General features: G+C 49.9%; 9 protein-coding genes. 1 reads left to right on the forward strand and 8 read right to left on the reverse strand.

Annotated elements, in window-relative coordinates:
• Positions 1 to 132: 132 nt before the first annotated feature.
• The 8 genes from kaiC to ACZ45B_RS03940 form a co-directional block, all read right to left on the reverse strand.
• On the reverse strand, positions 133 to 1,683 hold the full coding sequence (gene kaiC, locus ACZ45B_RS03905) for a circadian clock protein KaiC (RefSeq protein WP_024546040.1): 1,551 nt from the start codon (positions 1,681 to 1,683) through the stop codon (positions 133 to 135).
• Positions 1,684 to 1,846: 163 nt separating this feature from the next.
• Entirely contained in the window at positions 1,847 to 2,161 is a 315-nt protein-coding gene (gene kaiB, locus ACZ45B_RS03910) for a circadian clock protein KaiB (protein ID WP_024546079.1), read from the reverse strand.
• Positions 2,162 to 2,239: 78 nt separating this feature from the next.
• A complete protein-coding gene (locus ACZ45B_RS03915) occupies positions 2,240 to 3,148 on the reverse strand; it encodes a circadian clock protein KaiA (protein WP_464674998.1) in 909 nt (302 codons plus the stop codon).
• A gap of 113 nt (positions 3,149 to 3,261) precedes the next feature.
• Entirely contained in the window at positions 3,262 to 5,046 is a 1,785-nt protein-coding gene (locus ACZ45B_RS03920; protein WP_024546039.1) for an ArnT family glycosyltransferase, read from the reverse strand.
• 56 nt (positions 5,047 to 5,102) lie between these two features.
• Complete coding sequence (locus ACZ45B_RS03925) at positions 5,103 to 7,802, reverse strand: PEP-utilizing enzyme (protein WP_024546038.1); 2,700 nt, start codon at positions 7,800 to 7,802, stop codon at positions 5,103 to 5,105.
• Entirely contained in the window at positions 7,799 to 8,974 is a 1,176-nt protein-coding gene (locus ACZ45B_RS03930; protein WP_024546037.1) for an LL-diaminopimelate aminotransferase, read from the reverse strand. Before ACZ45B_RS03930 ends, ACZ45B_RS03925 begins: the two co-directional genes overlap by 4 nt.
• A 27-nt stretch (positions 8,975 to 9,001) precedes the next feature.
• The gene (locus ACZ45B_RS03935; RefSeq protein WP_024546036.1) at positions 9,002 to 9,328 is read right to left on the reverse strand and encodes a thioredoxin family protein; all 327 of its coding nucleotides are present in this window, start codon (positions 9,326 to 9,328) and stop codon (positions 9,002 to 9,004) included.
• A gap of 211 nt (positions 9,329 to 9,539) precedes the next feature.
• Positions 9,540 to 10,343, reverse strand: a complete 804-nt coding sequence (locus ACZ45B_RS03940) for a PspA/IM30 family protein (protein WP_096416872.1) — start codon at positions 10,341 to 10,343, stop codon at positions 9,540 to 9,542.
• A 469-nt stretch (positions 10,344 to 10,812) separates the two neighbouring features.
• On the opposite strand from ACZ45B_RS03940, the gene ACZ45B_RS03945 reads away from it, so the two are divergent.
• Positions 10,813 to 12,003, forward strand: a complete 1,191-nt coding sequence (locus ACZ45B_RS03945; protein ID WP_464674999.1) for a sensor histidine kinase — start codon at positions 10,813 to 10,815, stop codon at positions 12,001 to 12,003.
• Positions 12,004 to 12,052 lie beyond the last annotated feature (49 nt).

A 12,052-nucleotide genomic window follows, 5' to 3' on the forward strand; every position in this document is an offset into this window, starting at 1 on the left:
GCCTATCAACTCATAATGAAGCAGCACAAAAAAAGAGAAGAGGCGATCGCCTCTTCTTCTCTAAAGACCAATTAATTATCTAAAATCCCCGAAACTGTTCTCCCCTAAGGAGACGCCATCAGGCAGAGAGGACTATTCTGGCAAAGTTTTATCCTGAACACCCCGCATAATCCGTGACAGTTCCGACTTCTCGTCCACTGCAATTCGTGTCGGTGAACCGCTAATAATCCGTTCATAGTTACGGAAGGAATCCTTAATCGCGGCCCCTCCCTCACTGATGGTGTATTCTCGAATTCCCTTATCGTGCCAAGAGCCCCTCATCTTGAAGACGTTGATTGCCCGGGACATCTCGCCACGAATTTCCACATACTGCAGCATCAAAATTGTGTCTGTAATTGTCGAAATATGGGACTCCGTAATCGAGTGAGCCCCCATAAATTGGTCCGTTGTATTCGTAAAGAAACCTGTGATTTCTTCCTGTTTCGCATAACCTGTCACGCCAATTACAAACTGACGGAACGCATTATTCGTCACTCCCCGCGCTAACGCCGATAGAGAATCGATCGCAATCCGAGAAGGTTTAAACTCTGAAATTTCTGATTTGATCATCTGCAAATGATCCTCCAGACCCGCTGATTCTGGGTAGGAGCAGAGCAACTTCAACAGCCCCTTGCGCTCCATCTCCTCAAAGTCAATCCCCCAGGAAGAGGCATTTCGTGACAACTGAGCCCGGGACTCTTCATAGGCGAATAAAATCGCCCGTTCGCCGCGCCGACAGCCTTCTTCGAGGAACTTACTGACCAGCAATGTCTTGCCTGTCCCCGTGGCCCCCGTTGCCAGAATGATTGAATCTTTGAAGAAGCCACCACCACACATTTTGTCGAGGGTTTCCACACCGGAAGAAATCCGTGCGTTGGAAGAACGCTGGGTGAGACGCATCGCCCCCAGTGGGAAAATATTGATCCCATCGTTGGTGATCGTAAAAGGATATTCTCCTTTCATGTGGGTTGTTCCCCGGAGCTTGAGAATTTCGATAGTCCGCCGTCGTCGTTCTCCTTCCAGCACGTTTCGCAGAATGATGACATTATCTGAAACAAATTCTTCGACCCCAAAGCGAGCCACCGGGCCATATTCATCTAACCTTTCGGTGGTCATGATCGAAGTCACTGCTAAATGTTTGAGCCGAGCAACTAAGCGAAAAATTTCCCGGCGCACCACTGGTGCTGCATCGTATTGCTGGAAAACCGCTGTCACAGAATCAATCGATACCAATCGCGCGTTATATTTACGGATTGCATACTGGATCCGCTCAATCAAGGCTGAAAGATCAAAGTTTCCTACTACTTCTTGGCCATCGGGATCGGGAGATGCATCAAGGATAAAAAGCTTGCCTTCATCCACCAGGCTCTGGAGATCCCAGCCAAAGCTATGGGCATTCTGGATAATGTCTCGGGGAGATTCCTCAAAGGTGACAAACAGCCCTGGGTAATCAAAGTGTTTAATGCCATGGTAGAGAAATTGAATCGCCAATAAGGTTTTCCCTGTGCCTGATGTCCCACTGACCAGAGTTGTTCTGCCAGAGGGTAAACCACCATGACTAATCTCATCAAGACCTTCGATGAGGGTACGAATTTTCTGGACGCCTTTAATGGCGCCGTTATTGGGGGAAATAGGCTGATTCATTACGATTTAGCGGCTAGAAATCTCAAATAGCGAAGAGTAAATAGGGTGGATGATTGGAAATACTCGGAGTTTTCAGGTTGCCCCCTATGCTAGGCGATCGCCCAACGAACTGGAAAATAAGTTGACTTAAATGGCTTCATCCTACTAGAAGAAGGGCTTCTCCCTAAAGCTCCTCTTCTCGCTCTAAAAATTCCTCATAGAGGAGGTCGAGACCGATTAAAACTTTTTCTCGATCTGAGAGATCGCCGATAATCTTACGAACAGGGGGGGGCAATACCTTTGAAAGGGTTGGGGTTGCGAGTATCTTGTCCTCTTCAGCAAGCTGGGGGTTTTGAAGGACATCAATCACTTTTAGGGCATAAACGCCTTTAAAGTCTGTTTCTAAAATATTTTTTAAGGTTTTGAGGGCCCGGACAGAGTTGGGAGTGTTGCCAGCCACATAAAGCTTTAAAACATAAGTTTTCTTTAGACGATTCATAGAGCGGGGCTGCTGTGGGTAGGAATAAAATTGGACTTTTGTGGATGTCAGAGAAGCGCAATTGCATCCTAGTCTATCCTAGAATAAAAGTTCGAAAGGTAAATCTTCACGGGGGATAGAACGGCGGTACATTTCGCACAGATGCGCCACAATATCAATTAGGGTGAGGCGATAGTCTAACAGAATATCTTCACTGCGACCTTCTAATTTTAATTGCTGCGAAAACTCATCCATTAATTGCATATGAGTTTCAAGAATATATGAGACTGAAACATCCGCAAAAAAGGCTTGGTTCACAAATTGATCAATTGCTTGATTTGTGGGCAGGTCACCATTGAAGTAATTGAGTACCACATCCCGATAGTCAGCGGCAAATTGTTCACGAAACTCCTGTTGTTCTGCGGCAGAAAGATTGCGGTAAAAATATTTTGAGTTGCGCTTGTAGTAGACCCCTAAATAGCCGAGACGTTCTCGCAATTTTTCGGCAAGACGGCGCTGCTGCAACAGTAAAAAGGCTTGGTGGGTTTTGTCGGGATTGCTCTGGCGGGGATCCTCTGGTTTATCGCTGAGGGCACAACTAGGAGCGAGGTGAAGGAATTGGGCGATCGCCTGGTCGATACTGAAAGGCAAATGCTTCAGATCGGCAAATTCCAAATACTGTTCAGCGCTATGGTAGCATTGGGTCGTCTCATCCCCTGGGAAATTCGCAACCTTTTTTGTTGGGTAAAGAAAGACGCAGGGAAGGAGAATACTGTCCTTGACTAAAGATTCAAAATAAAAATAATTTTCAGTATTTTGAATAACAACTAGACAATCAACTTTCTCTTTATTACTTTCTAGGAAAGTTAAAAATTCTTGGTTATAGTCAAGGTGTTTCACTTGGTAGCGATCGCCGCTTAATTCAGCCTCGATTTCTCCGGATTGAAACCCGGGAGGCATGACAAGACAAAGGTAAAGTTTAGGAACCAATAGACCGACCGAACTCAAGATTAGCTTAGGTTAAAGGATAACTTTCTTTCCGTAATAGGACAATTATAAAAATAAACTTAATTTTTTACTTGCATATCCTAGGGATCACTCCAGTTGAAGTCTCTAGAATGTTATTGTCGCTCTACCCGCAACAGCTGGTAAGGCTTCCTTTCAAGGAGGGTCTCTACGGTTTTATCGGCGAGCGGAAGTTTCCCTAGGGTATCGGCGCCAGTAATCAGCAAAAAAGAAGGATTCGCCTCGGTTGCGATGGCATTGATGGCGGCGATTCCGTCTTCTTGATCGGGATTGATAAAATGAATATCCTGACCACTGTAAAAGACGAGACTCGGTTTTTCAAAGCCGACCATGGCGATCGCCTCATTAGGGCGTTGATCGGTGGTGATCAGATGGGCAATCTCCCTCAAACCGCTTTGGCGTTCTTGGTCAATTAAGGCGCCAACAGGGAGCAATACTAGGGCAATCAGCGCCACCATAATCACGCTATTGCTTAGATAAATGCCCAAGGGCGATCGTCGCTGCACCATGGCAATCAGCATGAGACTGCCCACGAGCCAAATGCCAAATCCCCACCAAGCTAAGTTTGACTGGGCAAAGGTTGCAGCAAGGTCAGGGGCAGCGGGATCATCGCCGATCACCCGGGGGCTATAGAGCATAAAGCCGCTTAAAATGAGGCCAAACACCACATTGGCGATCGCACTCCCCAAAAATCCTTTCGACAACCGTTGGGGGGTTTCAATCCCATAGCTACTAAAAAGAGCCACTAAAATCGCCGCCGCTGGGAGTAAAGGAATGGTATAGCTGGGCAACTTGGTCACAGCGATTGTGAAAAATATAAATACCACCCAAAACCAAACACCGGCAAAGAGAGCCAGGTGTGCTTCCCGGGGAGCTTGACGCCAGAGGGAGGGGCGATGGAGCTGGAGTCTGGCGATCGCCCCTGGCAAATATACAGACCAGGGCAAAAAGCCGATTAAAACCACCAAAAAATAAAAGTACCAAGGGGCATTATGACCATTCACAACCCCCGTAAAGCGTTCTACATTGTGGTAGCCAAAAAAGCTATCAATATAAGCCTGGCCGTTGCGGAGGGTCACTAAAACAAACCAAGGGGTGGCGATCGCCAAAAAAATAACTGTGCCCATCAGGGGTTTAGCTTCCTTGAACACTTCTCGAAATTTACCGAGATAGAGGAGAAAAACCAAAATAACCATTCCCGGTACAACGATCCCCACGGGTCCTTTTGCTAGCACCGCACAGGCCAATAAAACGTAGGCAGCAATATACCAACTATTGGGTAGCCAACGATTGATCGCCTTGCCACCACTGCCATAACCATAGAAAAAACAAATGAGGCCACCACTAAAACAGCCATTGAGCAGCATATCGGCAACCCCCTGTCTTGCCCAAACAATGGTCTGGAGATTTAGGGCGACAAGACTGCTACCGATCCAAGCGGCTAACCATAGTTGACGCTGACTTTTCGGGCTAGTGGGATCAGCTGCCGCTGCGATGGTACCGAAGCCAAATTTACGCAACAAAATAAACAGCAGGATCATGAGCCCTAAGGCGGCGAAAGCAGACGGTAATCTAGCTCCCCAGGCATTGACACCCACAATTTTGTAGGCGATCGCCATCAGCCAATACACCAAGGGCGGCTTATCGAAGCGGGTTTCGCCATTGTAATAAGGGGTAATCCAATCCCCCGTGAGTAGCATTCGCCGGGCCGCATCTGCAAACATCGGCTCCGTTTCATCGATGAGACCAATGCTGCCTAAACGAAAGAAAAAAGCCAAGCCCCCCAGCAGACCTAGGGTGATCGCCGAGATGATCCCCGTCGTTTTCGGGAATTTTTCGTAGGTTTGATACCAACGGCGGACAGAGTCAAAGCGCGACATAAATCAGGGAAATCGAGAGTCAAAACTTCAGCGATTGTAACCTGCCCAGAGAAAAACTAATTTGCATCCGTTGAGAGCGCCCCCGGATCTAGTAATTCCACTTGGCCGAGACGCCCATCGAGGCGCACCCACTGACCCGGCTGCAAACTATCAAAAGCCACTGCAACATTAGCCACCATTGGGATGTGGTGCTGGCGGGCTAAACTGGCTCCCTGGGAAAGAACCCCTCCCTGGGTTGTAATAATTCCCCCCACTTGGGGAAGCATCGCCAGGTCACCTTCGTGGATATAGGAAGTTACGAGGATATCATTGGCACTCCACCCAGTTGATAGTTGCCCCTGGGGACAGAAACGTACCTGACCAATCACCGCCCCACTACTGACCGCCTGGCCTTGGAGTTTTTGGAGAGAACAACTACTGGAGACATCGGTTTTTGTCTTCAGTTGACCGTAGATAATATCCGGTGGGGCCCCCTGTTCTTGGTCTAAACTGAGCTGTGATCGCCGATATTGAATTTTCAGTTGCAGTTGCGAAAAATCTTGGGAACCAGGATCTGTCGTTAAGGTCTTCACCTCAGATAGTTTCAGCCAAAAAATATCGTCAGGTTGTTCTAAATAACCCTGCTTTTGCCACATTTGGGCGATCGCCAACAGATGCTGGCGCAATTGGGCCAAAAACATTTCGTAAAAGCTCGCCACTTCCTCTTGTTGCAAATGGGTCTGCTGGAGTTGCCGTTGGGCGGCACTGAGGGCCACCGGAGAAATGGCGGTTCTTGGCTGATTGACCAAATCTGTTAACCACTGTCGTACGGCCCCCGTATTTTCTCGCCAGCGCTTTTGGGCCAGTTCCCAGGGTAAGGCAGCCCCGTCGCTATAGTCTGCGATCCATTGGTCTAAGCGCTCAAAAAAGCGATCGCCATCGGGGAGTTCTGCCAATTGCGCGAATAGGGCGGCCCGGGTCAAGGGTTCCCGGTGCCCCCGGCCCACCTTTCCCTCTGCCTTGAGTTGAGCCCGAATATCCACAGCCAACTGATTGAGCGTTTGTACACGGGGGGGGAGGGGCGGCAGAAAGTTTGGTAAACCACTGGTCAGCCTTTTGCGCCAGAGGATCACTTCACCCCGTAACCAAAAGCCCAAAAGCAGCTCCAGGATATCAGTGATTTGTTCTACGCTATGGACGCGGTCAGCCAATCCCAAGGCCGTTGGGTGACTATCGATCATTTTGAGGGTTTTCAAAAGAGGATAGCAAAACCGATGGACTATCCCCTGAAATTCCCCATACCACTGCCAGTCCCAACGGAGATAGCGATAGCAAAGCATCGGATGGCGGAGCATGAGCCCCATTAACCCAGTTCGCGATTGTAAATCAGCGACATTGAAGTTTTTGCGGTGCCAGAGACGCTCCCAAAAGCTGCGGTTGAGGTAACTGTAACCTCGGTGATGGGAGATGAAAGTAATATTGCGGGGGTTTTCCTGGCCTTCCCACAGGGCCGTGTAGAGGGAGGCAATCGCCCCGGGGACGATAGTCTCCAGTAGAGACGCACTGAGGGGAGAAAGGGGTTGGGGTAAGAGGCTCCCGATCCATTCCCTCGTCCACACTGGGTGGAGGTGATAGACAGGCCGCACCCGCAAAATCCACAGTTGTTCCCCCGTGAAACACCATTCCATTGCCTGGGGACTCCCTTGGTGCTTTTCCAGTTGGCGACTGAGTTGGGCCACGTCCCGGAGAAGAGTTTGGGGTGGCTGTTCCGGAGCAGACACTTCCCCGAGAGGCTGGGGATCAGCTAGGCCATAGAAAATTGGAAATCGCCCTTCTCCGATCACCAGGGGGGTAATAAAATCCCGGGCCACTTCTGTCAGTGGATCTTGGCGACTGTAGGGCAAAGGGGGACGGCTATAGGTAATGCCAGACCATAACACCGATGGTTGGGCTTGGATGAGGAGAGCTTGCCGTCCTAGATCGGCGTTGCTAAACCCATTGACCAAAGCCGCTTCAAGTTCCGCTGAGGTCCTCAGAGACTCCGTGGGAATATGGAAAGTAAGGGCCGGCTTCTCACTGGACAGACGCACCATATAGGGGCGATCGCCCTTAGGTTCGAGGAAAGTCAAAAAACGCTGGAGATCATCCCCTGGCCTGAGTATCCAGCCTGGTAAAACGGGGTAACCCAGGGCCTTGAGCTGGCTGAGGGTCGCTGCATCTTGGCCCACCTTAGCCGCCATGAGGGGTTGATCGAGATTCAGAAAACCATATTCGGGTTGGAACAGTTGCCACAGTTGCTGCTGGCTCCCTGCGCGTTGGTTCAACCAACCTAAGACCCCTCCGAGGGCGATCGCTGCCCCCCAATAACCCGGCGCTGTGCCATGGCGCAATCCCAAGGCCACAAAAACTAAAGCCAAAACGGCCCAAGTCCCCAAATAAACCTGACGAAAGAGCGTCAGACTGATCACACCAATAAAACTGGTAGTCAAGGTTATCTGCCAATCGTGGAGTAGCAGACCCCCCCAAACTAGCCCCAAGGAGATTTCTTGTCGTCGCCAGTAGCGGCCCATGGTCAGAGCCAACAGGGTGATGAGCTCCCAGGGGGAATGGGGCGGGAAAAAATATCGCGTCAGGGCGATCGCCCCCAACCCCAGCAGCATATCCCAAATGAGTTGTCGACTGGCATGGTTACGCCCTTGGGGGAGCGAAACAAAGGCTCCCAGCAGCGGCATGGCCGTCATGATCAACAGGCAACCCCAGAGTTGAGTAAAAGTCATGGTTGTTGCGCGAGAAATCGCTGGATTCGGCGAACGGCTTCCCGGAGGATGAGCGGCTCCTGCACGAGGGCAAAACGCACGAAGCCTTCCCCTGTCGAGCCAAAGCCAGAACCGGGAGAAAGGGCGACCCCCGTTGCTGCCACCAACTGTGTACAAAATTCTAAGGCGCTTCCCGACCAAGTGGTTGGTAATGGAGCCCAAACATAAAGCGTTGCTTCTGGCTTAGGCACAACCCAACCGGCTTGGTTAAGGGCTGTTACGAGGGTATCCCGCCGGTCTTGATATGCTTGGACGTTTTCAGAGATTGTTTTTTGATCCCGTTGGAGTGCGGCGATCGCCCCGGCTAAAATCCCTTGGTATTGGTTAAAGTCAACCACTGCTTTGAGCTGACGTAGGGCCGCAATTAACTGGGCATTGCCCACCGCAAAAGCGACCCGAAAGCCGCCCATGTTAAAGGATTTTGAAAAGGTGAAAAATTCAATGGTGCAGGTTTTTTCGGGATCAGCCTGGAGTACTGAGGGCGGCGCTGCTGCCGTAAAGTACATATCGTTATAGGGAAAATCATGCACCAGAACGAGATCATGGGTCTGGCAGAAGGCGACGGCTTCCCGGAAAAAATCTAGGCTGGCGATCGCCGCAGTCGGATTATTAGGATAGCTGAGAATCATCAACCGGCTTTGCGCCAAAACTGCCAGGGGAATTGTTTCAAATCGTGGCAAAAAATTATTTTCAGCAGTGAGAGGCATATAGTAGCTCTCGCCCCCTGCCAGGGCGACTCCCCCGCCATAGGAAGGGTAGCCCGGATCTGGCAAAAGGGCATAATCACCTGGATCCATGAGCGCCAGGGGGAGATGGGCTGTCCCTTCCTGGGAGCCGATCAGGGCCAAAACCTCGGTTTCTGGGTCAACCCCAACCCCATAGCGTTGGCTGTACCAACTGGCGATCGCTTCCCGAAAAGCTTGAGTGTTGCGGTGGAGGACATAACCGTGGGTCTGGGGATCCTGGAGCGCCTGCCCGATGGTTTCAATGGCGATCGGCGACGCAGGCAAGTCAGAGGATCCCAAGGATAGATCGATTAAGGTCTGACCTGCCGCCACTGCTTGGGCCTTGGCCCGGTCCATGTCTGCGAACACATTTGCCGAAAGCCGTGATAACCGCTGGGAAAAACGCATAGGGACAAGCCAAAAATCAAAACGATACTAAAGCTGGGACTCGATAAAATCTTTGAGGGCCTGTTTGGTGATTGCCCCTTCATGGCTGGCAATGACAGTGTGATCCCGGAAAAAGCGCAGGGCAGGTACCCCCTCTACTTGGCACTGGGCGACGGCTTCTGGATTGGGGTCTACTTCTAGTTTCACAACCTTCAGGCGATCGCCATATTCCTGGGCGGCCCAATTGATCGAAGGTGAAACTAACCGACAAGGTCCGCACCAGCTGGCCCAAAAATAAACCAAAATATCTTGGTTAACGCTGAGGACTTCCTGCTCAAACTGGGAATCGGTAATTTCCAAAACACTGCCACTCACAGGGGATGAACTCCTTGGTTACTTACAAAGGGAAAGACAGTTCCTTACGTTAACAGTTTTCGGCGATCGCTGGATCAACGGATTTACGAACAGCCACAAAACCGTCCCGGCTGGGGCAGAGCCACTCCTCCCACAAGGATTTTTCTCCCCCAGCTTAATTCACGATTTTTGTCGCGTCATTGTTCAGGTCATCCCACATCAGACGAAGGCCCTAGAGATTTTTCATCTGGGTGCGCAGGGCTTCTAACTCGGCATCTACCGCCGCAAAATCGGCCTCCGTCGGTTCAGGGGTTTCAACGGGGGTGTCAGACACCTCTTCCATTTCTTCCACCATCTTGGCGGCTTCTAGGGCAGGGGTTTGCTGGGAGGCAGCCTTGAGCATGGCCAATTCATCGTCGATGCTGCTGGCAGCTTCAAGTTGGGCAAACTCCTGGTTTAGGCTAGAACTCCCGATGACGTTTGTGGCCTCAGATTGGGCCTCGAGTTCCATGATTTTGTCTTCCATGCGCTCGAAGGCACTCATCGCACTACTAGTGTCGATGTTATTCATGGTGCTCTGGAGCTGGACATTTGCCTTGGCAGCGTTGGCCCGGGCCTTGAGCATATCTTTTTTGGTTTTGGCCTCTTGGATTTTGCTCTCTAGGGCCAAAAGATTTTCTTTGAGGGTTTTGACCTGGGCATTTTGTTGGGTGACCTGCTGCTGGAGGACAGCGGCGGTATCGGCAAAACTTTTCTTGCGCACAAGGGCTTCCCGGGCCAGGTCTTCCCGGCCGTTATTGATGGCCAGTTCTGCTTTTTTTTGCCAAGTGGTTGCTTCGGTCTGGTTTTTGATCAGTTGTTGCTCTGTTTTTTTCTGGGCGGCGATCGCCCGGGCCACCGACTGACGCAGTTGTATTAAACTTTCCCCCATATCGGCAACGGCCTGCTCTAATATTTTTTCGGGGTCTTCGGCCTTACTGACCATGTCATTAAGGTTGGCTTTGACAACGCGACCAAGACGATCTAGGAATCCCATGATGCTTTATCTCTAATACGTGGTTGAGGGCAATTTTAACTGTGACTTACTCTGGCAATGGGGTAAGCATACTGTTTTACATTTTAATCATTTGTTTGGCGTTCCACGGCGATCGCCCCAGACAATGGAGCAAATTTATCCAGTGATCTGCCCTGAAAAAATAGGTTTTTTGAAAAACTTGTTGAAATCGCCGGGATATCTTGAACTTTTTCGGATGAATGTAAAAAAAATATAACGATCGCCTAAACCAATAGAAATCAAGAAAAATTATGGTCATTTAGACATTTTTTTGGGCTGCCTTGCCAGAGAGGGGCAAAGATCGGTTTAAGATTGAATCACAAGATGACCTCCCCCCATTGGTTCAATTTATCAAAAAGCCCTTCTTTCTTCCGGTATAGATTGTGAAGAGGGAAAATCTATCGTTTTGGTGGCAGGCTCTGCATTATGCTCTCCCAGTAACGGCTAGATTATGGACCTAGATGACCTACGGATTTTGCTAATCGAAGATAATCTGGCAGAAGCTGAACTCTTAAGTGAGCTGTTGACAGATATTGAGATGGTGCAATGCCATATTTTGCATTTTTTTCGTCTCGAAAAGGCGATCGCCTGTCTAGAAGAGCAATCTTTTGATGTTATTTTGCTTGATTTGAGCCTGCCGGACAGTCAGGGATTGAGTTCTTTACCCCTCCTAATGGGGGTCGCCCCGGATATTCCGATTGTGGTGTTGACTAATACCAATGACGCAGAACTAGCCCTCGAAGCAGTACACCAGGGCGCCCAGGATTATTTAATTAAAAAAAATATCGCTTTCGACCAAGAAACACTTTTGCGCTCAATCCTCTACGCCATTGAACGCAAACGCAACCAACAGGCCCTCAAGCTTGTCAATGATCGCCTGCGCCAGGAAATGAAGATTCGCGAGGGGATCCAACTCAAGCTCGAACAATCCAACCAGGAGTTGGCGCAGTTTGCCTATGTGGCCTCCCATGACTTGAAGCAACCCTTAGCTAGTATTTACTCTTGGTCTCAATTGCTCCAGGTGCGCTATGGCGATCGCCTCGATGAAAAAGGAGGCAGCTATCTCCAAGCGATCCAAGACTCTGTGCGCCAGATGACCCAGTTGATTGACGATCTTTTGACCTACTCGCGGGTTGACCGGATGGAAAATACAGCCGTGGAAGTGGACTGTAATCTCATCGTCCACCAGGTCTGCAATCGCCTCAGCGCCGCCATCAATCAACAACAGGCAAAAGTGGCGATCGATCCCCTACCCACCATCAAAGGAAACCCCCTTCAAATCAGCCAAATTTTTCAAAATCTCATCGAAAATGCCCTGAAATATTCCCGCACTGAGGTGACCCCGGAAATTAAAATTAGTGTCACCCAGCAGAACCACCACTGGGTTTTTAGTTGTCGCGATAACGGCATCGGTATTGAACCCGACTATTTTGAACAAATTTTCTACGCCTTCAAACGCCTCCATTCCCAGAGTCAATATGCTGGAACGGGAATTGGTTTAGCCGTCTGTAAAAAAATTGTCCAGCGCTATGGTGGCGAAATTTGGGTCACTTCCACCTTTGGGGAAGGCTCCGCCTTTTATTTTTCTTTCCCGGTGCAGGTCGCTGATTCTCCCGCCATCTCTGGTGGCCCAGCAGATTGAGAGGTTGATCAAGTTACAATAAACCTTGCCCAGATTTACCCATTTCATC

The sequence above is a fragment of the Picosynechococcus sp. NKBG15041c genome (assembly GCF_055380235.1).

Excerpts from the sequence above, each read along its gene's own strand:
- ACZ45B_RS03940 (WP_096416872.1), bottom strand. The coding sequence starts at position 10,343 with ATGGGATTCCTAGATCGTCTTGGTCGCGTTGTCAAAGCCAACCTTAAT.
- kaiC (WP_024546040.1), bottom strand. The coding sequence starts at position 1,683 with ATGAATCAGCCTATTTCCCCCAATAACGGCGCCATTAAAGGCGTCCAG.
- ACZ45B_RS03925 (WP_024546038.1), bottom strand. The coding sequence starts at position 7,802 with ATGACTTTTACTCAACTCTGGGGTTGCCTGTTGATCATGACGGCCATG.
- ACZ45B_RS03930 (WP_024546037.1), bottom strand. The coding sequence starts at position 8,974 with ATGCGTTTTTCCCAGCGGTTATCACGGCTTTCGGCAAATGTGTTCGCA.
- kaiB (WP_024546079.1), bottom strand. The coding sequence starts at position 2,161 with ATGAATCGTCTAAAGAAAACTTATGTTTTAAAGCTTTATGTGGCTGGC.
- ACZ45B_RS03945 (WP_464674999.1), top strand. The coding sequence starts at position 10,813 with ATGGACCTAGATGACCTACGGATTTTGCTAATCGAAGATAATCTGGCA.
- ACZ45B_RS03920 (WP_024546039.1), bottom strand. The coding sequence starts at position 5,046 with ATGTCGCGCTTTGACTCTGTCCGCCGTTGGTATCAAACCTACGAAAAA.